This is a genomic window from Stenotrophomonas rhizophila, assembly GCF_001704155.1.
GTDB classification, from domain to species: Bacteria; Pseudomonadota; Gammaproteobacteria; order Xanthomonadales; family Xanthomonadaceae; genus Stenotrophomonas; species Stenotrophomonas rhizophila_A.
This window is the reverse complement of sequence record NZ_CP016294.1, coordinates 160209-184556: the sequence shown is the minus strand read 5'-3', so window position 1 is coordinate 184556 and position 24348 is coordinate 160209. Positions and strand designations below refer to the sequence as shown.

Annotated in this window: 26 protein-coding genes; 4 read left to right on the top strand and 22 right to left on the bottom strand. The window is 63.5% G+C overall.

Annotated features, from left to right (window positions below):
* Positions 1-40 precede the first annotated feature (40 nt).
* From BAY15_RS00725 to BAY15_RS00715, 3 genes are all read right to left on the bottom strand, one after another.
* Complete coding sequence (locus tag BAY15_RS00725) at positions 41-415, bottom strand: DUF6404 family protein (RefSeq protein WP_068848060.1); 375 nt, start codon at positions 413-415, stop codon at positions 41-43.
* Positions 416-487: 72 nt separating this feature from the next.
* A complete protein-coding gene (locus BAY15_RS00720) occupies positions 488-781 on the bottom strand; it encodes a hypothetical protein (RefSeq protein WP_068848059.1) in 294 nt (97 codons plus the stop codon).
* Positions 782-863: 82 nt separating this feature from the next.
* A complete protein-coding gene (locus tag BAY15_RS00715) occupies positions 864-1268 on the bottom strand; it encodes a hypothetical protein (RefSeq protein WP_157771657.1) in 405 nt (134 codons plus the stop codon).
* 186 nt (positions 1269-1454) lie between these two features.
* Between BAY15_RS00715 and BAY15_RS00710 the strand changes: the two genes are divergently transcribed.
* Complete coding sequence (locus BAY15_RS00710; RefSeq protein ID WP_068848057.1) at positions 1455-2375, top strand: polysaccharide deacetylase family protein; 921 nt, start codon at positions 1455-1457, stop codon at positions 2373-2375.
* Positions 2376-2393: 18 nt separating this feature from the next.
* Here the strand turns inward: BAY15_RS00710 and BAY15_RS00705 are convergent, their stop codons facing one another.
* Positions 2394-2810, bottom strand: coding sequence for a hypothetical protein (locus tag BAY15_RS00705; protein ID WP_157771656.1), 417 nt, complete (start codon positions 2808-2810; stop codon positions 2394-2396).
* A 281-nt stretch (positions 2811-3091) separates the two neighbouring features.
* Positions 3092-4147 (bottom strand): hypothetical protein, encoded by a 1056-nt coding sequence (locus tag BAY15_RS00700; protein WP_068848052.1) that lies wholly within the window; start codon positions 4145-4147, stop codon positions 3092-3094.
* Between the two features lie 123 nt (positions 4148-4270).
* Between BAY15_RS00700 and BAY15_RS00695 the strand changes: the two genes are divergently transcribed.
* A complete protein-coding gene (locus BAY15_RS00695) occupies positions 4271-4537 on the top strand; it encodes a transglycosylase domain-containing protein (protein ID WP_068848050.1) in 267 nt (88 codons plus the stop codon).
* Here the strand turns inward: BAY15_RS00695 and BAY15_RS00690 are convergent.
* The 6 genes from BAY15_RS00690 to cls all read right to left on the bottom strand — a co-directional run bounded on the left by BAY15_RS00690 (position 4524) and on the right by cls (position 10143).
* Positions 4524-4916: a hypothetical protein gene (locus tag BAY15_RS00690; RefSeq protein WP_237334296.1), complete on the bottom strand. Its 393-nt coding sequence runs from the start codon at positions 4914-4916 to the stop codon at positions 4524-4526. The two genes, BAY15_RS00695 and BAY15_RS00690, sit on opposite strands and share 14 nt — an antisense overlap.
* A 282-nt stretch (positions 4917-5198) precedes the next feature.
* Complete coding sequence (locus BAY15_RS00685; RefSeq protein WP_068848049.1) at positions 5199-5456, bottom strand: hypothetical protein; 258 nt, start codon at positions 5454-5456, stop codon at positions 5199-5201.
* A gap of 781 nt (positions 5457-6237) precedes the next feature.
* A complete protein-coding gene (locus BAY15_RS00680) occupies positions 6238-7329 on the bottom strand; it encodes a PA0069 family radical SAM protein (RefSeq protein WP_068848047.1) in 1092 nt (363 codons plus the stop codon).
* Between the two features lie 256 nt (positions 7330-7585).
* Entirely contained in the window at positions 7586-8329 is a 744-nt protein-coding gene (locus BAY15_RS00675; protein ID WP_068848045.1) for a pyridoxine 5'-phosphate synthase, read from the bottom strand.
* Positions 8326-8610, bottom strand: coding sequence for a hypothetical protein (locus BAY15_RS00670; RefSeq protein WP_068848043.1), 285 nt, complete (start codon positions 8608-8610; stop codon positions 8326-8328). The genes BAY15_RS00675 and BAY15_RS00670 overlap by 4 nt, the downstream gene beginning before the upstream one ends.
* A gap of 63 nt (positions 8611-8673) precedes the next feature.
* The gene (gene cls, locus BAY15_RS00665; protein ID WP_068848041.1) at positions 8674-10143 is read right to left on the bottom strand and encodes a cardiolipin synthase; all 1470 of its coding nucleotides are present in this window, start codon (positions 10141-10143) and stop codon (positions 8674-8676) included.
* Positions 10144-10259: 116 nt separating this feature from the next.
* Between cls and BAY15_RS00660 the strand changes: the two genes are divergently transcribed.
* Positions 10260-10889 (top strand): hypothetical protein, encoded by a 630-nt coding sequence (locus tag BAY15_RS00660; RefSeq protein WP_157771655.1) that lies wholly within the window; start codon positions 10260-10262, stop codon positions 10887-10889.
* Between the two features lie 199 nt (positions 10890-11088).
* On the opposite strand, the gene BAY15_RS00655 is transcribed toward BAY15_RS00660, so the two are convergent.
* The 11 genes from BAY15_RS00655 to dnaA all read right to left on the bottom strand — a co-directional run bounded on the left by BAY15_RS00655 (position 11089) and on the right by dnaA (position 23953).
* Positions 11089-11505 carry an ExbD/TolR family protein gene (locus BAY15_RS00655; RefSeq protein WP_068848037.1) on the bottom strand — a complete coding sequence of 139 codons (417 nt, stop codon included), beginning with the start codon at positions 11503-11505 and terminating at the stop codon, positions 11089-11091.
* A 3-nt stretch (positions 11506-11508) separates the two neighbouring features.
* Positions 11509-11934 (bottom strand): ExbD/TolR family protein, encoded by a 426-nt coding sequence (locus BAY15_RS00650; RefSeq protein WP_068848035.1) that lies wholly within the window; start codon positions 11932-11934, stop codon positions 11509-11511.
* 57 nt (positions 11935-11991) lie between these two features.
* A complete protein-coding gene (exbB, locus tag BAY15_RS00645) occupies positions 11992-12753 on the bottom strand; it encodes a TonB-system energizer ExbB (RefSeq protein WP_068848033.1) in 762 nt (253 codons plus the stop codon).
* 84 nt (positions 12754-12837) lie between these two features.
* Complete coding sequence (locus BAY15_RS00640; RefSeq protein ID WP_068848031.1) at positions 12838-13506, bottom strand: energy transducer TonB; 669 nt, start codon at positions 13504-13506, stop codon at positions 12838-12840.
* A 145-nt stretch (positions 13507-13651) separates the two neighbouring features.
* A complete protein-coding gene (locus BAY15_RS00635; RefSeq protein ID WP_068848029.1) occupies positions 13652-14857 on the bottom strand; it encodes a tetratricopeptide repeat protein in 1206 nt (401 codons plus the stop codon).
* A 132-nt stretch (positions 14858-14989) separates the two neighbouring features.
* Complete coding sequence (locus BAY15_RS00630; protein ID WP_068848027.1) at positions 14990-15796, bottom strand: M48 family metallopeptidase; 807 nt, start codon at positions 15794-15796, stop codon at positions 14990-14992.
* 68 nt (positions 15797-15864) lie between these two features.
* A complete protein-coding gene (locus BAY15_RS00625; protein WP_068848025.1) occupies positions 15865-16704 on the bottom strand; it encodes a CPBP family intramembrane glutamic endopeptidase in 840 nt (279 codons plus the stop codon).
* A 73-nt stretch (positions 16705-16777) separates the two neighbouring features.
* Entirely contained in the window at positions 16778-19237 is a 2460-nt protein-coding gene (gyrB, locus tag BAY15_RS00620; protein ID WP_068848023.1) for a DNA topoisomerase (ATP-hydrolyzing) subunit B, read from the bottom strand.
* A 110-nt stretch (positions 19238-19347) separates the two neighbouring features.
* A complete protein-coding gene (recF, locus tag BAY15_RS00615; protein WP_068848021.1) occupies positions 19348-20445 on the bottom strand; it encodes a DNA replication/repair protein RecF in 1098 nt (365 codons plus the stop codon).
* Positions 20446-21241: 796 nt separating this feature from the next.
* Entirely contained in the window at positions 21242-22342 is a 1101-nt protein-coding gene (gene dnaN, locus BAY15_RS00610; protein ID WP_068848019.1) for a DNA polymerase III subunit beta, read from the bottom strand.
* Positions 22343-22618: 276 nt separating this feature from the next.
* On the bottom strand, positions 22619-23953 hold the full coding sequence (dnaA, locus tag BAY15_RS00605; protein ID WP_068848017.1) for a chromosomal replication initiator protein DnaA: 1335 nt from the start codon (positions 23951-23953) through the stop codon (positions 22619-22621).
* Between the two features lie 253 nt (positions 23954-24206).
* Here dnaA and rpmH point away from each other — a divergent pair, with 253 nt between their 5' ends.
* On the top strand, positions 24207-24347 hold the full coding sequence (rpmH, locus tag BAY15_RS00600; RefSeq protein WP_006404565.1) for a 50S ribosomal protein L34: 141 nt from the start codon (positions 24207-24209) through the stop codon (positions 24345-24347).
* Position 24348: the final 1 nt, after the last annotated feature.

Sequence of the window (24348 nt, the reverse complement as noted above, 5' to 3'; positions counted from 1 at the left end):
GCTGCAGAAGTGCTCACCGCCAAGTGCAGCCCATTTCGGATCAGTATCTGCGCCAGGGTGGAAGTTGCAGTCGTTTGCGGTGAACATCCGCGACGCCGGCCATCACCACCGCGAAGGTCGATCCGCCGAATAGTGCCGCTCCAACGGCCGCTACGCCATCGGGCATTGGAAGGAACGGAAGGTACATCCAGGCGATCAGCCACACCACGGCCCATACGCTCCCGAACGCCAGGGCATTGACCCAGAAGCTCCGGAACAACGGCGGTGTCCACTTCAAGCCCAACCGCCAGGCGATTCTCCAAAGCGGTGGAGCGGCCAAGCTCAGGCTCAGGCTACCGCCTCTGGCAGCCAGGTCCTTCCGCATGCGAGCGATCTTGCTGTTGAAGTCCTCAACGGAAGCTTCTTCATTCGTCATCGTTGGTTCCTTCAACGTGTAAGACCCGTCGCGTCGCGACCTGGGCAAGAATGCAGAAGGCTACCTGCTTCCTCAGGTTCGTTGTATCAGAAACCTCTGAGTTCCCACCCTATCCTGTATCTCCAACCGAAGCCGCGCCTGCTCCCGCTGCACCCATAGCTCGGCGCCGGTTTTGCCATTGGCAAAGGCGGTGCAGCGCCGGTGCCGCCGGCCTTCCGGCTCCCGATGCGCATCAAGCATGGCCACCCATTCCCTGCCTCGCTCGGGTTGATAGATGTGGACCACCCACGTGTCGCCATGGGCGATCACCGTTTCGTCGTAGGCGGTGGCGGCGGGTTTGATCCATCGGAAGTCGGGCGGGAGCATGGGCGAGAGCTTTACCGTTCCGGCTCTCAGAAACTGCGACGGGGAGGGTGGCCTGCGAAGTCCTGCTGGTCTGACCGTTGCTTCAGAGTTTGCCAGCTGCCTTGTAACGGGAGACGCCCTGTTCGATCAGCTGCTGGAGCTCCTGCAGCAGGGTGGGATCGATGACGTCGAAGTTGAAGCATGATTTCCCCTGCATGCGCTTCTTCAGGCCAGGACTGAGGCTCTGCAGCAGCTCGGGAAAGTCGTAGACCGGCATGAAGTGGAAGGCGTGCTTTCTGGCAGAGACTTTCACCGCCCCGAAGAACTGCGCCTTGCCCTTGCTGTCATCGTCTTTGCAGTTGGCGTAGAAGTGGGTGTCGGTATCGTGCACGACCGCCAGCGCCTGCTTGTGGGCCAGCAGCAGATTGCGCAATGCGACGAACAACGCCGACGGCGTCCCCGATTCCAAATGGTGCGTCTGGGAGGCTGGTTTGCCGGGAGACTTCATGGGTACCTCCGGAAGTTCTCGCAACCATACCCCCGGCGAGGGCACGACAGATAGTGGCATGCCTGGGCCCAGCGTTTGAGGGTGACCGGAGACGGCGCTATGCTGGCCCAGCTATCAAGAAGGGAGCTGCGGGTGCGAAGTGGATGGGCTTGGTGTGTCGTTCTGGCACTCGCGTGCATTTCGGGTATGGCCCATGCGGCCGAGCCGGATCGGCGCATCGCGCTGACCATCGACGATCTTCCCTGGCAGCGGCTGGGCGAACGTACCGAGCCGGAGCTCGCCGCCCAACACGCCAGGTTGCTTGCCGCGCTGAAGCACGCCAGCGTCCCGGTGGTGGGCTTCGTCAACGAGGCCAAGCTTGAGGTCGGCGGCCAGGTGCAACCCACGCGCGTGCAGATGCTTCGCGACTGGCGTGATGCCGGGTTCGAGCTGGGCAACCACACCTTCGGGCATGTCGACCTGCATGCGATGCCGCTGGAAGCTTACGAGCAGGACATCCTGCGCGGTGAAGCCACCCTGCGCCCGCTGCTGGCCGAAACCGGGCAGACGCCGCGCTGGTTCCGGCATCCCTACCTGCATGCCGGGCAATCGCCGGAGGTGCGCGCGGAGCTTGGCGCGTTCCTGAAGCGGCACGGCTATGAGATCGCCCCGGTCACGATCGACAACAGCGAATGGATCTGGGCCTTTGCGTACGACCACGTGCGCGACACCGAAAGCGATCCGGCCAAGCGGGATGCGCTGATGCAGCAGCTGCGCCGTGGCTACGTGCCGTACATGCTCAACAAGCTCGACTACTACGAACAGCGCTCGCAGGAACTACTCGGCCGGCTGCCGGCACAGGTCTGGCTGATGCATGCCAATGCGCTCAATGCCGATTCCGTGGGCGAGCTGATAGCCGCCACCCGTCGGCGCGGCTACCGCTTCATCTCGCTGGAAGCTGCGCTGCAGGATCCTGCCTACCAGCACGCCGACGGCTACAACGGCGGCAGCGGCATGAGCTGGATCCAGCGCTGGGCGATGGCCGAGAAGGTACCGAAGTCCTTCTACGCGGGCGAGCCCACGGTGCCTGGCTGGGTCATGAAGCTTGCCGGGCGGGATGGCGAGTAGTTGAGCCCGGCAGATCGATCAGTTTTCCTGATACTCGCTTTCATCGTACGTGCCCGCAACCGTGCAGGTCAGCTGCGGCGCTACGCCCTCGCCCAGCATGAGCTCGCCCATCGTAGTCGTGCGCCCACCCGCCGTGCTGAGTTTTGCAGCTTTGCGCACCGCCGCTGCGTTGGCACCAAGGGTTGCTGTGTAACTCTCACCCAGTTGGCCGTCCGCGTCGATGAAGATGGACACTTCCTGCACCGGTAGACCGAACACCGTGAATGGCACAGGTGGCTTGATTGCCTCAATGGCGCCGGCTTCGTCGCGGGGCAGCGCCTTCCAGGCCATAGCAGTGGTATTGGGCTTTGCGCGGCATTCAATAGCTGCCTGGATCGCGGGTGCTACGGCCTGCCATTGCGATGCGTCGAACGCCTGCGCTACCGGAGCGAACAAGGCGCCAACAAGCAGGGGGGGGTGAGGATCTTGATGGTTGCGCCGCGCTGATGCGGCTTCCCCTGGGTATTGGTCATGAGGCATTCCATTTGCGCTGTAGGGCTCTACTTCCAAAGCAAGTTTACTGTGCAACGCATCAGGCCGCCCAATGGGCGGCCTGATGGTCTACAGGGTTGCGATGCTCAGAAGAAAATCGCGTAGAGGATCAACAGCGGGATCGGTACGCCGAGTGCCCAGAGCAGCAGGGTCTTCATGGGAAGTCTCCTTGTTCGATTGAAAAGTTACAGGTCGCGGCGACGGCCGCCCCAGGTGGCACTGAGGCTGGCGAAGAAGGCGCCGATCAACAGGGTGATGAACAGCCACAGTGCCGCGTAGGCGGTAGCCTTGCGCGCATCGTCGGCCACCTGCTTGGCGGTGTTCTTGGCTTCTTCCAGTGCAGCACGCATGCGGGTCTGGGTTTCGGTAACCCGGGCCTCGGCCTCGGCCTGGCTCATGCCGGTCTCGCGGGCAATCACCTGCGCCAGGTACTGCTTGTCTGCCGGGTTGAGGCCTTCGGACTGCAGGCTGGTGACGATGATGCGGTTCACCTCGGCGCGCACTTCACGGCGGTCGCCGCCCGGTCGCGGGCCCTGCGGCGGCAGCGGGCGCGGCGGTGCAGCGTTTGCAGGACCCACCGCGGGAACCATCGCCGACGGATCGACCGGTGCGGCCGGATCAGCCGGCGTCTGGCCGGGCATGGGTGCGGGCATGCTGCCACTGCGGAACAGCGAGTCCACCCAGTAGTTCAGGTCGCCCTGGTCCGACCCCGCGACGGCGGTGCCGGCACCCGCGGCGGCAGCACCGGCGGTGGATGCTGCAGCACCTGCAGTTGCGCCGACAGCTTTGACGCCGGTGCCAAGCACGCCGCCAATGGCCGAGGTCAGCAGGCCGGCGGTGAGGAGCGTGGCGACGGCCCAGGAGACGAAGCCGTGGGCGGTGTCGCGGAAGTAGGTTTCATCGCCGTGCAGGCGGGTCCACTTGGTGCGCAGACGGCCGGCCAGATAGCCGCCCAAGCCGGAGGCTGCGAGTGCGGTAAAGGTCAGCCAGACGATGCTGCCCCAGCCGAAGGTTTCCTTCGAGACGCCATCAAATGCCCACGGCGATACCGAGGACAGGCCCAGCCCCACGCCGAGGATAAGCAGGACCAGCGACAGTGCTGCGGCGGCGACGGCACCGGCCAGGATCGCGCCCCATGACACCGCGCTTTCGGGCGCGGGTTCGATGACGGATGTTTCAGTCACAACGGCGATGTCGGGCCCGAGGGCGCCTCGATCAGGGTAATCAACTCGGGTGTTCATCGGTACTTCGCTCCGTCTGGATGCTGCGTGTGCAGCTGGCACCCAGAGGCTGCGCGAAGGCAGGTGAAATCGGCGAGACCTGCGTCTTCACTTCCTGCATGCGCGGGCGGGCGCCAGGGCGATATGCTGTTTGTCTCCCTGCACCTGTCACAGGACGAGGTGTTGGGACTCTATGCGAGCCTTGCCTACAACGGAAAGGGGCAGGGGTTGAACTCCCTTTCGCAGCGCTTGTTCACCAAGCCATTGGATGCGCTGTCGGACGAAGAGGCTGCGATGGTGGTTGCCTTCACATGGGCACCTGATCTCTATGCCCAGCATCCGGAGCGGCTGCGGGCGCGTACGGACATCCTGCTTTCCCGGGCGCGCAGCACCCAGCTCAACGCTCTCTGATGGCGCCGTGGGCGATGGCTTGCGCAACTTCTCTGTCAAAGCGCTCACTCTTGGTGATGTGTCGTCTGACGTCGTCGGCCATCAGCTGGTCAGCGTCCAGGTAGGAAAGCTCGACCAGCTTCAGCAGAACGTCTTTCGACGGAGATTGCTTCAGCCACCAATGGAAGACGCCATTGCGGTCGTGTTCTGAAGCATCCTCCATGCCAGGTTCGTAGCTCTCCATCAGCAGTTGCAGCTGGTCCGCCGGTACCAGCCCGTACTCTTTCCACTTGGGGTGAAAGTGCATGAGTGCGAGGTAGCTCTCAATGTCCATCACGCGCTCCGTTGAAAACGTGACCAGGTCGGTGCCGGTGTCCAGCACCCAGGCAACGCGATCCATGAGAGGAGGAAACCGACCCAGAGGCGTGTTCTTTCTTTCGGGGAGAGCGGTGGTGCGATTGTCCTCTTGCCTTCCATGAGCAGCTCCTGCGGAATGGTATCGGCGTGTGACGCTTCAGAACAACTGCCCCTGCGGCGAATCCTCACGCGGCGGCCGCGACGGGCGACGGAGCTGACACCTCTGCCGGAAAGCGGGCCGGCTCACTGTCTTGGTGGAGGTTACAGGGCAGAGGACTCACCATCCAGATGGCTACACGATTCACCTGGGGTCAGGAGGCGAACTTCAGATTTTCTTGTCAAGAGAGTGAGAAGCAATGAAGAGGACAAGAACAGATGCAATGATGAGATAGATGTAGCCCTCAATCGAAACCGGATAAGTCTGGCAGAGCTCGATTACCACCGGCTGCGCTACTTGTTCCACGCACTCGCGTAGTTGCTTGTATGTGCTGACCGCCTTGAACTGCGCATAGAAGAAAGCGACCAAGGAGATCGTGCGCGCTCCAAGAAGTGTCCATCTTTGGGCCTGACCACTCATCTTCATTTACATTTCTCAAAGAAAGTCCGCTTGGAACCTTACCAGCTCGATCCTTCTCCACTCAGCCCAATTGGGTCGCTCTGAATGTACCTGCCGACACTGGCGTCGTAGTGCCCGAATCCGTTGTACCAGAGCCGGGAAGGTGCCATCAAATTGCCCTGCGTTGGTGCCAAGCGGTGCCGGTGTTTGCCCGCGGGTTCTACAGCTCAACAGCTCCAGCTATGCGATGGGGTTCTTTGCAGTCCTCCGGCCAACCAAGCGGACTCACAAGCCGAAACTGGAGTTTGTAGTGCAGGGTAGTTGTATTTGCCGACTTCTTGATCTCCGCTGTTCCATCTTCCAACACGCCTACGCAGCCAGTTTTTCCCCTCAGGTCAAACAAGCCCTGCGAATAGAACGCATCGAACCTGACAGGGCCTGCCTCGCCTATTGCGCTAGCCGGCCGAATAAAGATCGATGTCATCTCTCTTTCAGCCGTGTCACTGCGCACGGACACGCGCCTATTTGCGTTCGAAATAAGCACTTGAACTCCATCTCCCGCAACTCCTTGATGGCATGCCATCTGTGATCCAGCTATTTCATCGGCGATTGCAGAGGTTGGACGGCAGTTGGTCGCATTAGGAATTTCCCCTGTTCTCAAATTTACTGACGTGCTATTGCAACCTGCCAATAAAAGAACTGCAGCAAGATAGAGAACAGGTTTAGTTTGTGCAGCCACAGCCCTCACCTCCAGCGTTGGTCTTGGCCGCTTCCGTTCTCTTAGCGGCTTCGTCGTAGATATTGGGATTCAGAACAAGGACCCCTGCGGCGACTCTTCCCTCGGCGGCAGCGGCCGAACAAACTTCGTGCAGTCCAGCTTCGGCCAATGGCTGTTCTGCGCGTCGAAGCCCAGGCGCTTGCGGGCGAGCTTGAAGCGGCTGGAGAGCAGGTCGGCGTAGACACCTTCGCCGCGCATGCGGGTGCCGAACTCGCTGTTGTAGTCCTTGCCGCCACGCAGCTGGTTGATGGTGCTCATCACGTGCGCGGCGCGGTCCGGGTGATGCGTATCGAGCCAGTCGCGGAACAGCGGGGCCACTTCGAGTGGCAGGCGCAGCAGCACGTAGCCGGCGGTGCTGGCGCCGGCGTCGCGTGATGCTTCGAGCACCGCTTCCAGCTCGGAATCGTTGATCCAGGGAATCACCGGGGCCACCATCACGCCCACGGGGATGCCGGCGTCGTGCAGGCGGCGCATGGCACGCAGGCGCGCGTGCGGGGCCGATGCGCGCGGCTCAAGGCGGGCCGACAGGTGCGGGTCCAGCGAGGTCACCGAGAAATGCACGCTGACCAGGTTCTTTTCCGCCAGTGGGGCGAGCAGGTCGATGTCGCGCTCGACGAGGGCGTTCTTGGTGATGAGCGAGAACGGGTGCTGGGTTTCCAGCATCACTTCGATCAGCTGGCGGGTGAGTTTGAGCTTGCGTTCTATCGGCTGGTAGGCGTCGGTGTTGATGCCCAGGGCGATCGGCTGCGGGGTGTAGGCGGGCCGCGAGAGTTCCTTGCGCAGCAGCTGCGGCGCATTGGTCTTGGCAAACAGCTTGGTCTCGAAATCCAGGCCGGGAGACAGATTGAGGAAGGCGTGCGAGGGGCGCGCGAAGCAGTACGAGCAGCCGTGCTCGCAGCCGCGGTAGGGATTCACCGATTGGCTGAAACCTACATCGGGGGATTTGTTGCGGCTGATGATGCTCCGCGCGGTTTCGGCGCGCACTTCGGTGCGCAGGCGCGGGGTGGCGAATTCTTCGCTGGTTTCGGGTTCCCAGCCATCGTCCATGGCTTCGCTGACCGTGACTTCGAAACGGCCGGCGAGGTGCGTGGTGGAACCACGGCCTTTGATTGCGATACCCATCTTCAGAGGCTACCGGCGAGACGTCTCAGGGGCTGAGACGTGAGGTGGAGCGTGGCGGAGTGCGGAGGGGTACGCATGGGTTAGCAGTATTACTAACCACAGGGTCGTAGGGAAGCACCATCCGCGCCCCTGTTGGGTTTGGGCTGAATGGTTGGGGTTTGTTCCCCAGGGTTATCCACAGGGGATTCTTCAGCGCACTTGGGTCCCAGCGAAGAGCATCCGGTCGGGGCCCGAATCTACCTTTGCGCGGGATCCATCACAGGAGGGCGAGGTAGCCCTTTACCGTTGCGTCCAGGCCGGCGTAGAGGGCTTCGCTGATCAGGGCGTGGCCGATCGAGACTTCGAGGACGTTCGGGACCGTTTGCAGGAAATCCCGGAGGTTTTCCTGGGAAAGGTCGTGGCCGGCGTTGACCCCGAGGCCGGCGGCCTGGGCGCGGCGGGCGGCGTCGGCGAACAGGGCGAGCATAAGGGTGGCGTCGCCCGCGGCGTGCGCCTCAGCATAGGGGCCGGTGTAGAGCTCGATGCGGTCAGCGCCAATGTCGGCTGCCTGGGCCAGGTCCGGGTTGCCGGCGTCCACGAACAGGCTGACCCGGCAGCCGTAGCTTTTGAGTTCGGCGATCAACGGGCGCAGGCGGTCGGCGTCGCGGCTGAAGTCGAAGCCGTGATCGGAGGTGAGCTGGCCGTCGCTGTCGGGCACCAGGGTGGCCTGGGCGGGGCGGGTCTGCGCGCACAGCGGAAGCAGGCCCGGGTAACCCGGGCGCGGTGGGGCGAACGGGTTGCCTTCGATGTTGAATTCCACGCCGCGCGCGTTGGTCAGCGCCGAGAGGGCGAGCACGTCCTCGGCGTGGATATGCCGACGATCCGGGCGCGGGTGCACGGTGATGCCGTGGGCACCGGCGTCCAGGCAGGCGCTGGCCGCCTGCAGTACATCAGGATCCTGGCCGCCGCGCGAATTGCGCAGGACGGCGATCTTGTTCACGTTGACGCTGAGGTGGGTCATAGGCTCGGGGGAAGGTCATTCGGGTCGCGGTCGGCCTCGCGCCGGGCCTGGGCCTGCTCGCGCAGCCGGCGCAGCTCGGCAGGGTCGATCGCGTTGTAGATGTCGTGCGACCCGGCCGCGCCCCGCTGGCCGCCGCCAAAGCTGGCCAGGTAGCGGCCGCGGATCCAGGCCAGCAGGAACACCAGTGCACCGGCCAGCCACAGCATCATCATGCCGGTGGACGGTGTCTTGATGGCAAAGGTGAAACACCCCAGCGAAAGCAGCAGGAACAGCCAATACATTGTCATTCTCCCCGTTGACCTGCGCAGTGTAGCGCCGGGGTGGGGGGCGGTTCCACGTGGCGGCTACAGCAGCGGGGAGGCCAGGCGGGCGAACGCCTCGGGGACCCGGTGCAGCCACAGCGAGCGCTGGCGGTCGTTGCGCACGGGCGTGGAAGCGGCGAACTCCGCGATGAGGATTTTCTCCAGTTCCGCCACGCACTGGGCGCTGCTGATCATCATCGACAGTTCGAAGTTGAGGCGGAAACTGCGGTGGTCGAAATTGGCGCTGCCGGCGATGCAGACGTCGTGGTCGGCGATGAACGCCTTGGTGTGCAGCATGCGCGGCCCGTACTCGTAGATCTTCACCCCGGCCTGCAGCAGCTCGTCAAAATAAGAGCGCGCGGCCTGGGTGACGAACCAGGAATCGCTCATCTTCGGTACCAGCAGGCGCACGTCCAGCCCGCCCAGTGCGGCCGAGGTGAGCGCCATGCGCGCGGCTTCGCCCGGCACGAAATAGGGCGTGACCAGCCACACGCGTTCGCGCGCTTCGTGGATGGCGGCCACCTGCAGGCGGTGGATGGTTTCCCAGCCCGAGTCCGGCCCCGAGACCAACACCTGGGCGTTGATGGCGCCGTCCTGGCGGCCCGGCATGTCGGTGGGCCACAGCTGGGCGATGTTGAAGCGCTCCTTCGGTTCGCCGGTGGCGTAGATCCAGTCTTCGACGAACACCAGCTGCAGGCTGCGCACCACGTGGCCGGTCAGGCGCATGTGCAGGTCGCGGTAGGCATCGGGCCGGCGGCTTTCGTCTTCTTCGTCGGTGATGTTGATACCACCGGTGAAGGCGACGCGGCCATCGATCACCACCAGCTTGCGGTGGGTGCGCATGTTCATCCACGGCCGCTTGAACGGTTTGAGCAGCTGGCGCGGGTGGAACCAGGCCACTTCGGCGCCCGCATCACGCAGCGGCTTGAGGAACCGCGTGCGGATGCCGGACGAGCCCACCGCATCCAGCAGCAGGCGCACGCGCACGCCGGCCTTGGCGCGTTCGACCAGGGCATCGCGCAGCGCGGTACCGGCATGGTCGGGGTTGAAGATGTAGTACTCGACGTGGAGGTGGTCGCGCGCCTGCGCGATGGCCTTCAGCAGCGCGGCGTACGTTTGCGCGCCATCCACCAGCCACTCCACTTCGGTAGCCGAGCTGGGGGAAAGGCCGGTGGTGGCCTGCGCGATCTTGGCCAGTTCGGTGCAGTCCGCATCAGGCGGGCACACGCTGCTGTAGTGCTCCATGCCGGAACGCGCGCGGCCACGGCGCAGGCGCTGCCGTTTCACCTTCTGCGGCCCGAGCAGGTAGTACACGAACAGGCCCAGGTAGGGCAGGGCGGCCAGCGAAAGGATCCAGCTGAGCGTGGCCACCGGCTCGCGCTTCTGCAGCATGATCCAGCCGATCAACCACAGCAGGTACAGCACGTAGGCAGCGATGAGCAGCGGGCGCAGGTGCGGAAAGGCATCCAGCCAGTGGAGCCAGTCGGCAAGCGCGGGGTAGGTGGCAAGCATCCGCGGATCATAGCCGGACGCGGGTGTCCGGCGCATGCGTGACTGTTTTGGCCTTGAAGTCGGGGCGCCTGTAGCCCGAGTCTCTTGACGCACAACAGGGTGTCATGGAGCAAGGGATGGCGGTCAACTGGTCAGGCGGTCTAATCCGCTGGATGCCCCACAGGGACAGGCAGGGCAAGGCCTTCCCCTTGAATCACCTGCATCCCTTTCGTCTCAACTACGTCCTGGTTGCCGCTAAGGGGCACCCCGGCCGGGAGGTCGTCCTGTATGTCGGCTTTGGGCTTCATTGCTTCTCTGTGCAGCGTCGTGGAGCTGATGACGACATGATTTCCGACAATCGCGAGTGCCGCGCATTTGATGGTGTTCGATACACGTTGTCGAAGCGGCTTCCGGAGATCATTCGCCACGTGATCGAAGGGCGACAATCCTGCGAGCGCACCGCAGCGGACAACTATGTTGCCGTGCGGCTGGACAGCGGCGAACGCTATGGCGTCTTCTTCAATCTTAAACGGTGGAAGCGGCACGGCTCGAACAGTGTGCTGCTGCTGGTGCAATCCGCGTATCCGCTTGATCCGCGCAAGCCGCATCCCGGCAAGGGACGCTATTCCTTCAATCTTTTATTGGGAGAGATCCTGCGGGGACGCGCAAAGCAGGACGATGAACCCGATCCAAGACGATTCGCGGATGTACTGGAGGCGCCTCAAGAACGAAAGCCCCGGCCAGCGATGCTGGGCGAGGCTCCGTGAGTCCGATTCCCTTGGATATACCCGGGCCGGCCGGGACCTGGTGACCAGGTGGGATGCGCAATGGCTCGGCTATGTGTTGCTTGCGCGTAACCATGGTGGAACGGCCCCGGATTGATGTCAATGGCCGAACGCGCCAACAAAAAAAGCGCCCCTGTTTCCAGGGGCGCTTTCCAGTCGCGTCATGACTTGGTGTTGCGTCTTACTGCTGCTGCTGGAACCCGATCTTCTTCATCTGCGCGTTCTTCGCGGCGGCCAGAACCTTGGCCATCACGTCGTACTCGGAGTCCGGGCTGGCGTCGATGCGCAGCTCGGGCTGGTTGGTCGGGTCACGCTGCACTTCCTGTTCCATACGCTGCTGGAGCTCAGCCGTTGCAACCGGGCTGTTGTTCCAGAACACCTGGTTGCTGGCGTCGATCCGCAGCTCGATCGGCGGCGGCGGTTCGACCAGCTGCGGCGGTGGGTTGAGCACGCGCTGCGGCAGGTCCACGGCGATCGGGTACGTCATGATCGGCGCGGTAACGATGAAGATGATCAACAGCACCAGCATCACGTCCACGAGGGGCGTAACGTTGATGTCGGCCATTGGGCCCTTGCCACCACCAGAACTGAATGCCATGGCTTACTGCCCCTTCTCTTTGGTGGCCACGAAGCCAACGTCGAGCATGCCCTGCTCCTGCGCGACCTTCGTCATCTCGTTGATGACGCGCATCTTGGTGGTGCGGTCACCACGCAGATTGAGCGGGGGCTGGGGGGTCTGCTGGGCGGCGGTCGCCAGGCGCGACTCGAGAGTCTGCTTGTCGATCTCTTCGTCGTTCCAGTAAATCGAGCCGTCTTCCTTCACCGCCAGGGTGATGGGGCCCTTGCGATCAGCCGCATCTTCCGGCTTCTGCACCAGGTTGGCCTCAGGCAGGTCGACCTTGACCTTATGGGACATCAGGGGCGCCGTGATGATGAAGATGATCAGCAGCACCAGCATCACGTCCACGAGGGGCGTAACGTTGATGTCGGCCATGGGGCCGCCGCTGTTACCACTACTGAAAGCCATAACGGGCTCCGTCTAGATCGTGTTGACTACGTTCTCGCTGGGTACAGCGCGTCGCAATTAGCGGACGCGCGAACCGGTGGCGAAGAAGTCGTGCAGGTCGTGAGCGAACGTATCGAACTTGCTGATCGTGGCGCTGTTGATCTTGCTGAAGAAGTTGAAGGCGAACACGGCCGGGATTGCCACGAACAGACCGATGGCGGTCATGATCAGGGCTTCACCCACCGGGCCGGCAACGGCGTCGATGGAGGCCGAACCGGTTGCACCGATCTTGATCAGCGCGCCGTAGATGCCCCACACGGTGCCGAGCAGACCGACGAACGGAGCGGTTGCACCGACGGTGGCCAGCAGGGTCATGCCCGACTGCAGGTTGTTGCTTTCGCGGGTCACGGCCTGACGCAGGGCGCGGTCGACGAACTCCGAACGGCTCAGGTTTTCACCCAGGCCACCGGTGGCGCCACCTTCGGCACGCTGGTGGTGGGCAGCAGCCTGGGCTGCGTCCAGGGCGATCTTGGAGAACGGCTCCGAAGCCGGCTGTTCTTCCATGGCGCGGATGGCGTCCTGTGCGTTCGGGGTATCCCAGAACAGGCTCACGACCTTGTCAGCAGCGCTCTTCAGGCGGGTAGCACGGAAGATGTTGATGACGGTCCAGTACCAGGACATGGCCGACATGATCACCAGGGTCAGAAGCACGACCCAGGAGACGGCGAAGTCGCCCGGCTTGGAGGTCATTTCGTGGATCAGATGCTCGAAGCCCATCTGCGAGAGGGCATTCGACGGGTTGCCCCCGGCAGCAGCGGCGATGAAGAGTTCCTGCAGCATGACGCTTACCTTTGTTGTGTGTGGTGATGAATGTTGTAGCTAGGTTCAAGTGACAGGAGGGTGGCCGGCAGGCCACCCGGCCCATCAATTCAGCGCAAAGTTGACCGGGACGCGGACGCGACCTGCAGCTTTCTTCCCGCCCGATTCGGCTGCGTTGAAGCGCCATTTACGGGCGGCTTCCATCGCTGCACGGTCCAGATCGCGGTTACGGCTGGACTTTTCGACCGACACATTGGTGACGTTGCCGTTGGCATCGACATCAATGATCAGGATCACTTCACCCTGGATACCTGCGCGGAACGCGGCCGGCGGGTAACGCGGGGGATTCATGGCCTTGGACGAGATATCGACGCTGGCCTCGATGGAACTCGGCGGCTGCGGCGGGCTCGGCGGACTCGGCGGCGTGACGATGTCGTTCGGACGCGGTTCCGGCACGTCGATCACCGGCGCCTGCGGCGGCGGCGGCACCGGCGAGGGCTTGGGCGGCGACAGGTTCTTGACCGGCGGCGGCGGCGTTTCAGTCGGCGGCGGCGGCGGCGGCGGCGGTGGGGGCGGCGGCGGAGCGTCGACCAGGGTCACCATGATGTTGCGTTCCTTCTCCGTCACGGCCTTGGGGGCCACGGCGGGGATGAGGAGCAGCATCAGGGCGGCGAGATGCAATGCGATTACAAAGGCGATACCCACGATGCGCGGCCAGCTGAGGCCGGTGTCATCGCGTTGTTCGTACCTGTGAACGACTAGTTGTTCCGTCATGCGCCAAGAGCTCATTAGTGGGGCCGGGTACCTGGGGACAGATAGCCCATGATCAGCGGTGCATGACACCGCAGGAACCTCCAAGCTTATACCAATCCTGAGCGCCTGCGCATCACTCACGCAGGCGTTCAGGCGTTATTCCTACTTACTTCAGGTTGATGATTTTCTTGGCATCGGCCTGGTTCTTCACACCCTTCGCCAGCGCCTGCTGGGCGGCCGTCTTGGCCTCCGGAATGCGACCTTCCGAATGCAAGACACGTGCCAGGTTCAAGTAGGTTTCACCGTCCTTGGAAAGCGGGGCGGCCTTCTGCCACGCTTCGATCGCCTTTTCAACCTGCGGCGGTTCCGAGTAGTAGTACGCCTGGGCCTGGGCCAGGTAGACCTGGTAATCCGGCTTCAGGATGCCCTTCTGCAAGCCGTCGTTGATCACGGCAATGACCTCGGCTTCCTTCTTGTCCGAGTTGGCGTAGATCGAGTACGCCTGCTTGTACTCGCGCTCCTCGGTCAGCTGGCCGCCCTTGAAGAGCTTGTCCATGACCGCGCCAGCCTTGTCCATCTGGTCGGCCTGCAGGTACATGCTGGCCAGGTTCATCTGGGCCTTCTTGTCGGCCGGGTTCTTGGCGGCAAGGGCTTCAGCCTGCTTCACTGCTTCACCGGTCTGGCCGGACTCGGACAGGGCGGCCATCAGCAGCTGGTTCCAGTTGTCCTTCGGCTCGGTGGCACCGGCGATGGCCTGCTGGATCACCGGCACTGCTTCCTGGTAGCGCTCGAGCTGGTACAGGGCCTGGCCCTTGATGATCAGCTCTTCCGGCTTGGTCGACTTGGTTTCAGCGAAGTACTTGTCCAGGGTGGCCAGGCCTTCGGCAAGCTGGTCGTCCTGGATCTGCAGCTGGCCCAGCATCAGCATCGACTGGAAGTGGCCGTTGTTGTCCAGGCCATTGAATTCCAGCACCTGCAGCAGGTACTTCTTGGCAGCGGCGTTGTCGTCGGTGTTGTAGGCGGCCTGCGAGGCGAGCTGCGCGGCCAGCGACTTGTCATACGCATTGGCGGCGCTGTTGCCCAGGATTTCATTGGCCGCAGCCAGCGTCTCCGGGAACTTCTGATCGTTGTAGCTGTCGATCATCTTCTGCAGCTGCTTGCCCAGCTTCGGCGATGCCTTGATGTCCGGCTCGGCGCGGGTGGCCTGCGGGTACAGCGCTTCAGTCTTGGCCTGGTCCTTCTTGCCACCACGGCGATCGGCGCTGCGATCAGTGGTGCGGGTCTGGGCGACGGCGTCAGTGACCACAACGCCACCAATGGCGGTCGCGATGAGGACGGAAAGCACGGCTTGCTTGTGGTTGCGGAAAATCATCTTTCACCTCGATCGAACCGCCGCGGCGGCATCAAAACGGACTGTCAGAAAAATCTGAGCCGCCAAACGTATCAGAAACCGATGGCGTGAGAAATCGTTTCCGATGCTGCAATACAGCATCCTTTAGTCGAATCACCCGCACTTCGGGCGCCGTCCAGCGGCCTGGGCCTGCTGGAAAACACCGCTCAGGGCGGGGGCATCGCGTTGCAGCTCCCGGATCCGGTTGGCCGGGTCCGGGTGGGTGGACAGCCATTGCGGGGAACGCCCGCCGCTGGCGGCCATCATGTTCTGCCACAGGTTGACCGCCTGGGCCGGGTCGAACCCTGCCTCGGCCATCAGCCGCTGACCGACCACGTCGGCTTCGCTTTCCTGGGTGCGCGACCCGGGCAACAGGAAGGCGGCCTGTGCGCCGGCACCGCCGAGCTGGTTGACCGTGCTGGCCGCGCCGTCGCCGTATGCCGCGCCGGCCAGCGCACCAAGCACGGCCAGGCCGGTCTGCGCGCCCATCTGGCGGGTGAGGCGCTCTTCGTGGTGGCGCGAGATGACATGGCCGATCTCATGCCCGATCACGGCGGCGAGCTGGTCCTGGTTCTTGGCCACGGTGAAGATGCCGGTGTTCACGCCGACCTTGCCGCCGGGCAAGGCGAAGGCGTTGGGCTCGGCATCGACGAATACCGCGGTCTCCCACCGTACGCCACGGTACTGAGGCGGCAGCTGCGCGACCAGCGCATTGACCACGCACTGCACGTAGCCGTTCTGGCGGCCGTCGCTGCTGATCTTCTGCTTCTGTTTGGTTTCGGCGAAGGCCTGCGCGCCAAGCTGGTCCAGCTCGGCCTGCGATACACCGCCCACCATCTGCTTGCGCCCGGTGGGCGAGGTGGTGGTGGCGCAGGCGCTGAGCGCCAAGGTGATGACAAGTCCGAGCAGCAAGGGTTTCAAGGCGGGGACTCCCGTGTTCATGTCTGCAGTGTGGCGGGCCGAATGTAAGGTTTTGTCAAACCGTCGAGTCAGTGCAAGCCCAGGAATACCAGCGCGGCCAGGGCGATGGCGTTGTTCAACGCATGCGCCACGATCGGGGCCCACAAGGTGCCGGTGCGCTGGTACAGCCACGCGAACGCGGCGCCCATGCCGCCGTACACCAGCCACAGTTGGGCGATTTCCCACGGGCCATTGGCACTGGTGCCGGGCACTTCGTGGACCAGCGCGAACGCCAGGCTGCTGAGCAGCATGCCCAGCCAGGGACGACCGGCCTGCCACAGGCGGCCGAACAGCACGCGGCGGAACAGCAGTTCTTCGTAGGCCGGGGCCAGCACGATCGCGAACAGGGCCAGGAACCACGGGAAGCGGGCCAGCGCCTGTTCCATCAGGGCCAGGTTGGTGGGTACCGGTTCAATGCCCGCCTGCCGGGCCAGCCAGGCGATGCCGTTGCTGCCGATGATCACGCCCAGCGCAACCAACGCGGTCCAGCCCCAGGTGGACGGCCGGCGGGTCGCCTCAAAGGAGGCGCGGCGCTCGGTGGCGTCGGCACGGCGCCTGAGGAAGTACAGGAAAATCGCAGCGCCGCCGGTGGCGAACACGGCCATCAGGATCTGCGCGAGCGCGCCAGGTTGGCCCACCTGCTGGGCCAGCGCATCGGCCGCTTGCGTGCCGGTGTCGCGGACCACGATCACGGCGCGGTAGAGGCCCCATAGCAGGCCGCTGGCCATGCTCAAAGCGAGCAGCGAGAGCGTGGCGATACCGAGATCGATCAGGAATCCCGCGATCGGGGAGCCTGGTTTCCGTTGGGGCGCCTTGGGCAGGGCGGGCGGCAGCGGAGGCGTGGTGGACGCCGGGGCGGTAGCGGACATCGGGTTCCTGGCAGCAATAGGCGGTGGCCAGGCCGGTTGCAGGTCGCAACCGGCCGGCCCTGAGCCGATTGTGTCAGATATCCAGGTTGGCGACCCGCAGCGCGTTGTCTTCGATGAAATCGCGGCGCGGTTCCACCACGTCACCCATCAGGGTGCTGAAGATCTGGTCGGCCGCCACGGCGTCCTCGATGCGCACCTGCAGCAGCCGGCGCGTATCGGGGTTCACGGTGGTGTCCCACAGCTGTTCGGGATTCATTTCGCCCAGGCCCTTGAAGCGCTGGATCTGGCGACCCTTCTTGGCTTCGTCCAGCAGCCAGTTGCGGGCATCGGCGAAACCACCGATCTCCGACGACTTGGCACCGCGGACGATCTTGGCACCTTCGCGCACCAGCCCGTGCAGCAGCAGCGAGGACTGGTGCAGGGCACGCAGTTCGCCGGTTTCGAAGGCCGACAGCGGCAGCACCTGGATCAGCTGTTCGCCCATGTGGCGACGGGTGACCAGCAGCGCGGCGGGACGCTCTTCGGTGGGTTCCTGCAATTCCAGGCTGAAGCGCGGCGAGCCCAGGCTGCCCTGGTTGAGGCGCTTGGCCAGTGCGGCCAGGCCTTCGTCGGCGCCGGCCTTGCGCAGGTGCTCCAGGTCCATCGGAGTGAAATCGACCAGGGCTTCAAGCACCTGGCGGTCGTAGCGATGGGCATTGCGGCCGATCGCTTCCTGCGCCGAGGCATAGGCCAGCAGCAGCTTTTCCAGGGCGACGCCTTCGATGGCCGGCTCGTTCTCGGCCGGAATCAGCGAGGCGTTTTCGACCGCGTTGCTGGCCAGGTAGGCGTCCAGTGCGGGGTCGTCCTTCAGGTACAGCTCCTGCTTGCCCTGCTTGATCTTGTACAGCGGCGGCAGGCCGATGTAGACGTGGCCACGCTCGATCAGCTCCGGCATCTGCCGGTAGAAGAAGGTGAGCAGCAGGGTGCGGATGTGCGCGCCGTCGACGTCGGCGTCGGTCATGATGATGATGCGGTGGTAGCGCAGCTTGTCCGGGTTGTACTCGTCGCGGCCGATGCCGGTGCCCAACGCGGTGATCAGCGTACCGACCTGGTCGGAGGCCAGCATGCGGTCGAAGCGGGCACGTTCCACGTTGAGGATCTTGCCGCGCAGCGGCAGCACGGCCTGGTTCTTGCGGTTGCGGCCCTGCTTGGCCGAACCACCTGCGGAGTCACCCTCGACGATGAACAGTTCGGACAGCGCCGGGTCCTTCTCCTGGCAGTCGGCCAGCTTCCCGGGCAGGCCGGCGATATCCAACGCGCCCTTGCGGCGGGTCAGGTCGCGCGCCTTGCGCGCGGCTTCGCGGGCGCGGGCGGCATCGACGATCTTGCCGGCGATGGCCTTGGCTTCGTTTGGGTTTTCCTGCAGGAACTCTTCCAGGCGCTGGCCGAACGCGCTTTCTACGGCCGGACGCACATCCGAGCTGACCAGCTTTTCCTTGGTCTGGCTGGAGAAGCTGGGGTCGGGCACCTTCACCGAGAGCACGGCGATCATGCCTTCGCGCATGTCGTCGCCGGTCAGGTTGATCTTGGCCTGCTTGGCGATGCCGTTCTGCTCGATGTAATTGTTGAGCACACGGGTCAGCGCGCCGCGGAAGCCGGCAAGGTGGGTACCGCCGTCCTTCTGCGGGATGTTGTTGGTGAAGCAGTACATCGTTTCCTGGTAGGAATCGGTCCACTGCAGCGCCACGTCGACGGTGATGCCGTTGGATTCGCCGGTGACCGAGATCACGTTCGGGTGCAGCGGGGTCTTCAACTGCGCCAGATGCTCCACGAAGCTGCGGATGCCGCCTTCGTAGTGGAAGTCGTCACGGCGGCCATCGCCACGCTCATCGACCAGGACGATCTTGACCCCGGAGTTCAGGAACGAGAGTTCGCGCAGGCGGCGCGCCAGGATCTCGTAGTGGAACTCGACGTTGTCGTGGAACGCGACCACCGACGGCCAGAAGCGCAGGGTGGTACCGCGCTTCGTGCTGGTTTCGACCTGGGCCAGCGGGCTTACGGCCGCGCCATCGGCGTATTCCTGGTGGAAGTGGAAGCCGCTCTGGAAGATATCCAGGGTGAGCTTCTGCGACAGCGCGTTGACCACGCTGACGCCGACGCCGTGCAGGCCGCCGGAAACCTTGTAGCTGTTGTCGTCGAACTTGCCGCCCGCGTGCAGCACGGTCATGACCACTTCGGCAGCGGACACGTCGCGGCCGAGCTTCTGGCTCATCTGACCGTGCTTGCCGGTGGGAATGCCACGGCCGTTGTCGGACACGGAGACCGAGCCGTCGGCGTGGATCGTCACCGCAACGTGGTCGGCGTGGCCTGCCAGCGCTTCGTCGATGGAGTTGTCGACGACTTCGAACACCATGTGGTGCAGACCGGTGCCGTCATGGACGTCGCCGATGTACATGCCGGGCCGCTTGCGGACCGCCTCCAGGCCTTCCAGGGCGGTAATGCTGTTGGCGTCGTAATTGCCGGTAGGTGCCGGAGTGTTCTGTTCTTCAGTCATTGCGCTTGCCATAGGCTCCGCAGTTCGGGCCGCCGCGGGAAGCGGGGCGCCGATGGATAAGGGGTTGCAACAGCAATTATACCAGCCGGGCGCTTCGGCCCCTGCCGGCACTATGGCACAAGCTGGACCTGGCCATGTTCCACGTGGAACCGGGTGATATCGGTGCGGTCCTGCAGCGCGGCGGGCGTTTCGGTGGCGGTGATGAATATCTGCGCCGGGCCTGCCCGCAGACGATCCAGTACCCGGGCTTGATGGGTCCGATCCAGCTCGGACGCGAGGTCATCCAGCGCGATTACCGGCCATTCGCCGCGCTGTTCGGCGTAATCCTCCGCCTGGGCCAACAGGCAGGTGAGGGCGGTGAGCTTGGCTTGGCCACGCGAGAGCGCGTCGCGGCCGGGAATGCTGGCAAACCCCACGCTCCAGTCGGCCCGGTGCGGGCCCACGGAGGTGTAGCCCGCCAGCCGGTCGCGTTCCCGGGCCAATAGGAGGGCGTCGGACAGGGAAAGCTCGTGTTTGCGCCAGCCGGGGCTCAGGGTGAGCGACTGGATGCCCAGGTTCGGGGCCAGATCCTGCGCCAGGCCAATGGTTCGGTCCTGCAGGCGGTCCAGGTAGTGCTGGCGCCGGGTGGTGAGCGGTTCGCCGGCTTCTGCCAGCTCGCGGTCCCATGCATCCAGTGCATTCGGGTGCCCGCCTTGCTTGAGAAGGGCATTGCGCTGCTTCAGCGCCCGCGAGTACCGCCGCCAGAGGGCGAGGAAGTCTGGTTCCACGTGGAACAAACCCCAATCCAGGAACCGGCGACGCGGCTCGCCGCCACCACTGACCAGCGCGTGACTGCCCGGCTCAAACGTGACCACGGCCAAGGCCGCGCAAAGGTTTCCCAGCTGCGCAACGTCTTCGCCATCCAGCCGTCCCTTCCATTCCTGCCCGCTGTGGCGCAGCCCGGCCTTGCGGCGCGTGGCCGATTCCGCCCCTGAACGCTGTTCGTCCCATTCAACGAAGACATCCAGCGCGTCCTGGCCCTGGCGCACCAGCCCATCCCGCACCCGACCGCGGAAACTGCGCCCGTAGGCCATCACGTGCAGCGCTTCCAGCACGCTGGTCTTGCCTGCGCCATTGTCGCCAGTGATCAGGTTGATGCCCGGTTGCGGGGCCAGTTCCACGCTGTCGAAGCGGCGGATCTGGTGCAGGGACAGACGACGGATGTGCATGCGATCGAATCTGCGCCGCAGATGCGGCAAGAGGGGCTGGGGGAATCGATCAGCTTACTGCATCGGGGTGGATTCGCCGCACGTTCGAGACGCCGTGAATTCTTTGAAATCTGAGAGAGCGTCAAGGGTGAAGCCGTGCAGATTTCAAGAAATTGGCGCGCTGTCGGGATGGGGTGCCCGAGGGCCCGATGCGATTACCCGCTCGATTCTTTGAAATCTGAAACGCGGGGCAGGGTAGGCGTTCTCAGATCTCGCGAGATTGATGTCTTCCATTTCTGGCTATCCACAGGGGGTCTGTATGACTTATGCACAATCTCTGCGCAATCTGTGGATAAAAAAGGCACCTTGGGTACCTCTGAAAGATATCCACAGGTTGAACCCCAGGCTCAGACCCTGTTTTACCGGGGGTTTCAGCACCATATTTACCTTTAAATTCAACTAGATAACGTACTTTTCAACCAAATCTGGCTCTACCACCACCACCTAGCTTTAGATTTATATACAGTTTTTAAAAGCTTAGAGCTGGGAATCAGGCAGCAAACCAATGCGTTCTGCGAACTCCGTAGAGCACGCCCTGTGGCTGCTCTCGCCGTGGAATTCGAACGGTCCCTGTCTGGACGATGATCGCGTTGTCCAACCGCAGCGCCAAGAAGCAGGATCAAAAGCAGCCACGCAGGGCGTGGCTCTACGCGTGCTGCTTGTCCGATGATCCACGTGGAACGTCTGGGCAAAAAGAAACCCGGCGCTTGGCCGGGCTTCCTGGTTCCCGCGGTTCCACGTGGAACCAAGCGCCCGATCAGAGGCGCAGCGGCATTACCACGTGGCGCGACTTCTCGCTGCTGGCTTCGCGAACCAGGGCCGAGGAGTTGGAGTCGCGCAGCTGGATGACCACGTGCTCATCGCGCAGTGCGGACAGGGCGTCCAGCAGGTAATTCACGTTGAAGCCAATGGCCAGATCGCTCACGGTGGTATCCGCTTCGATCTCTTCCTGGGCTTCTTCCTGCTCCGGGTTGTGTGCGCTGATCTTCAGGTTGCCCGGCGAGACTTCCACGCGGATGCCGCGGTACTTCTCGTTGGACAGAATCGCGGCACGCTGCAAGGAGGCACGCAGGGCTTCGCGATCCACCTTCACTTCACGGTCGGCACCGATCGGAATCACGGCCTCGTAATCCGGGAAGCGGCCATCGATCAACTTGGAGGTGAAGGTCACATCGTCGCGCTTGACGCGCACGTGGCTGCGGCCGACTTCCAGCTCGATCTCACGATCCCCGCTTTCCAACAGGCGCTGCAGTTCGGTCACGCCCTTGCGCGGCACGATGATCTGACGCTTGGCGCCACTGGCCTTTTCCAGGTCGGTTTCGCACAGCGCTAGGCGGTGGCCGTCGGTGGCAACGGTGCGCAGCGCATCGCCGCGCAGGTCGAACAGGAGGCCGTTGAGGTAGTAGCGCACGTCCTGCTGGGCCATCGCGAACGCGGTGCGTTCGATCAGCTCCTTCAGGGTGGCTTCGCCGATGGCCACGCGCTCGGTGGCTTCCACTTCGTCCACCGACGGGAAGTCGTTGGCCGGCAGCGTTGCCAAGGTGAAGCGGCTGCGGCCGGCCTGCACGGTGATCTTGTCACCGGTCTGCGAGACGGTGATCCGGCTGCCGTCGGGCAGGGCGCGGATGATCTCGAACAGTTTGCGTGCCGGGATGGTGGTCTCGCCGTCCTGGGCATCATCCACCGCGATCCGCGACACCATCTCCACTTCCAGGTCGGTACCGGTCAGCGACAGCTGCCCGTTCTGGACCTGGACCAGGAAATTAGCCAGAACCGGCAAGGTCTGGCGGCGTTCGACCACGTTGACGACTTGTGCCAACGGCTTGAGAAAGGCTTCGCGCTGCAGTGTGAAACGCATGTGGTTCCGTGCCCCTATGCTTTAAAAAGATGTGGAATAAATCAAAAGCTTGGTGGTGATGGTAGAGCCAGAATTGCGGGAAAACACATCTAAGTATTTGTAAATAAAGGCTTTTATGGCCTCGAAACCCTCTGCACTACTACCCCCCAAGGGGTGGGGAAGCCTGTGGATAAAAATCCCGCCAACTCAAACCGGTTTTTTATCCACAGCCTGTCCCTCGCTTACACCCGGATTTTGCACCGTTTTATGCGATGACGCCTATGCGGCGTACATGCATCATTCGCTCAACTTCCGGATCAGCTTGTCCCAGTCTTCCCGCAACTTGCCGTCCGTCTCCATCAACGTCCGGATCTGCCGGCACGCATGCAGCACCGTGGTGTGGTCGCGACCGGCAAAGGCATCGCCGATTTCCGGCAGGCTGTGCTCGGTCAGCTCCTTGGTCAGCGCCATGGCGACCTGTCGCGGACGGGCCAGTGAGCGGGTCCGGCGCTTGGACAGCAGATCCTTGATCTGCAGCCCGTAGTAGTCGGCCACGGTTTTCTGGATGTTGGGAATGCTGATGGCCTGCTGCTGGGCACGCAGCAGGTCGCGCAGGGTTTCCTGGGCGAAGTCGGTGGTGATCGCGCGGCCGGTGAAGTTGGCACGGGCGGTCAGGGTATTGAGCGCACCTTCGAGGTCGCGGACATTGGAGCGCATCTTCTTGGCAATCAGAAACGCCACATCGTCGGGAATCTCAGCACCGCGTTCGCGGGCCTTGGCCAGCACGATCGCGGCGCGCGTTTCGAAGTCCGGCGGCTCGATGGCCACCGACAGGCCCCAGGCAAGTCGCGACTTCAGGCGCGCTTCCAGGCCTTCGACTTCGCGCGGGTACCGGTCGCAGGTGAGGATGATCTGCTGCTTGCCGTCGAACAGGGCGTTGAACGTGTGGAAGAACTCTTCCTGGGTTCGGTCCTTGCCGGCGAAGAACTGGATGTCATCGATCAGCAGCGCGTCCACCTGCTGGAACTGGCGCTTGAACTGATCCATGGTTTTTTCCTGCAACGCACGGATCATGGCGCTGAAGAACTGTTCCGAGCGCAGGTACAGCACCTTGGCGGCCGGATTGGCCTGGCGCATGGCGTTGCCGGCGGCGAACATCAGGTGGGTCTTGCCCAGGCCGGTGCCGCCGTACAGCAGCAGCGGGTTGTGCGCCCGGTCGCCCGGCTTCTGGGCGGCCTGGAACGCTGCGGCCAGGCCCAGCTGGTTGCTGCGGCCTTCCACGAAGTTGGTGAAGGTGTAGTGCGAATCCAGGTTGCCGGCGAACGGCACCAGGGGCTCAACCGGCGCAGCGGGTGCCGAATGGCCCGGAATCGGCGCGATCTGCGCCTCCACGGCCCGCGGACGCGAGCCGATTTCAAGAAAAACGTCGCCAAAACCGGCGAAGTGCGCCAGCAGTTCCTTGATCCGCGCCAGGTACAGCTCGCGGACCTGGTCGACGATGAAGGCGTTTGGCGCATAAAGCACCAGGCTGTCCGCGCGCAGATCGGCCTGCAGCGGCTTCAACCAGGTGTGAACATCTTCGGGCGGGAACTCCGCCTCAAGGCGTTCGAGACAACGGGACCAGGCATCCATCGGCAATAATCGTCTGGGGCCGGCGGTTGGGGCGCAGAAAGCCGCCGTGCCGCAGGCCGGAAGGGGAAAGAATGGATGGCGCAGCCTACCACCGACGCGGGGTGCCGGGAATGGTTGTCCCGAAGTTATTCACAAAATGATCCACAGCTATTGCACAGGCCGGTGAAATCCCGTAGTGACATGGGCTTGACGCGCCCCGGGGTAGGTCTATAGAATTTCCGGTTCTTTCCGTCCCCTTCATATAGAGGCCCGCATGGCCACCAAGCGCACTTTCCAACCCAGCAACCTCAAGCGTAAGCGCGACCATGGCTTCCGTGCCCGTATGAAGACCGCTGACGGCCGCAAGATCCTGTCGCGTCGCCGCGCCAAGGGCCGTAAAGTCCTGAGCGCTTGAT

Bases quoted from the DNA above. Each gene is read 5' to 3' on its own strand.
- BAY15_RS00725 (WP_068848060.1), bottom strand. From the start codon at position 415: ATGACGAATGAAGAAGCTTCCGTTGAGGACTTCAACAGCAAGATCGCT.
- BAY15_RS00720 (WP_068848059.1), bottom strand. From the start codon at position 781: ATGCTCCCGCCCGACTTCCGATGGATCAAACCCGCCGCCACCGCCTAC.
- BAY15_RS00715 (WP_157771657.1), bottom strand. From the start codon at position 1,268: ATGAAGTCTCCCGGCAAACCAGCCTCCCAGACGCACCATTTGGAATCG.
- BAY15_RS00710 (WP_068848057.1), top strand. From the start codon at position 1,455: ATGGCCCATGCGGCCGAGCCGGATCGGCGCATCGCGCTGACCATCGAC.
- BAY15_RS00700 (WP_068848052.1), bottom strand. From the start codon at position 4,147: ATGAACACCCGAGTTGATTACCCTGATCGAGGCGCCCTCGGGCCCGAC.
- BAY15_RS00695 (WP_068848050.1), top strand. From the start codon at position 4,271: ATGCTGTTTGTCTCCCTGCACCTGTCACAGGACGAGGTGTTGGGACTC.
- BAY15_RS00690 (WP_237334296.1), bottom strand. From the start codon at position 4,916: ATGGATCGCGTTGCCTGGGTGCTGGACACCGGCACCGACCTGGTCACG.
- BAY15_RS00685 (WP_068848049.1), bottom strand. From the start codon at position 5,456: ATGAAGATGAGTGGTCAGGCCCAAAGATGGACACTTCTTGGAGCGCGC.
- BAY15_RS00680 (WP_068848047.1), bottom strand. From the start codon at position 7,329: ATGGGTATCGCAATCAAAGGCCGTGGTTCCACCACGCACCTCGCCGGC.
- BAY15_RS00675 (WP_068848045.1), bottom strand. From the start codon at position 8,329: ATGACCCACCTCAGCGTCAACGTGAACAAGATCGCCGTCCTGCGCAAT.
- BAY15_RS00670 (WP_068848043.1), bottom strand. From the start codon at position 8,610: ATGTATTGGCTGTTCCTGCTGCTTTCGCTGGGGTGTTTCACCTTTGCC.
- cls (WP_068848041.1), bottom strand. From the start codon at position 10,143: ATGCTTGCCACCTACCCCGCGCTTGCCGACTGGCTCCACTGGCTGGAT.
- BAY15_RS00660 (WP_157771655.1), top strand. From the start codon at position 10,260: ATGGCGGTCAACTGGTCAGGCGGTCTAATCCGCTGGATGCCCCACAGG.
- BAY15_RS00655 (WP_068848037.1), bottom strand. From the start codon at position 11,505: ATGGCATTCAGTTCTGGTGGTGGCAAGGGCCCAATGGCCGACATCAAC.
- BAY15_RS00650 (WP_068848035.1), bottom strand. From the start codon at position 11,934: ATGGCTTTCAGTAGTGGTAACAGCGGCGGCCCCATGGCCGACATCAAC.
- exbB (WP_068848033.1), bottom strand. From the start codon at position 12,753: ATGCTGCAGGAACTCTTCATCGCCGCTGCTGCCGGGGGCAACCCGTCG.
- BAY15_RS00640 (WP_068848031.1), bottom strand. From the start codon at position 13,506: ATGACGGAACAACTAGTCGTTCACAGGTACGAACAACGCGATGACACC.
- BAY15_RS00635 (WP_068848029.1), bottom strand. From the start codon at position 14,857: ATGATTTTCCGCAACCACAAGCAAGCCGTGCTTTCCGTCCTCATCGCG.
- BAY15_RS00625 (WP_068848025.1), bottom strand. From the start codon at position 16,704: ATGTCCGCTACCGCCCCGGCGTCCACCACGCCTCCGCTGCCGCCCGCC.
- gyrB (WP_068848023.1), bottom strand. From the start codon at position 19,237: ATGACTGAAGAACAGAACACTCCGGCACCTACCGGCAATTACGACGCC.
- recF (WP_068848021.1), bottom strand. From the start codon at position 20,445: ATGCACATCCGTCGTCTGTCCCTGCACCAGATCCGCCGCTTCGACAGC.
- dnaN (WP_068848019.1), bottom strand. From the start codon at position 22,342: ATGCGTTTCACACTGCAGCGCGAAGCCTTTCTCAAGCCGTTGGCACAA.
- dnaA (WP_068848017.1), bottom strand. From the start codon at position 23,953: ATGGATGCCTGGTCCCGTTGTCTCGAACGCCTTGAGGCGGAGTTCCCG.
- rpmH (WP_006404565.1), top strand. From the start codon at position 24,207: ATGGCCACCAAGCGCACTTTCCAACCCAGCAACCTCAAGCGTAAGCGC.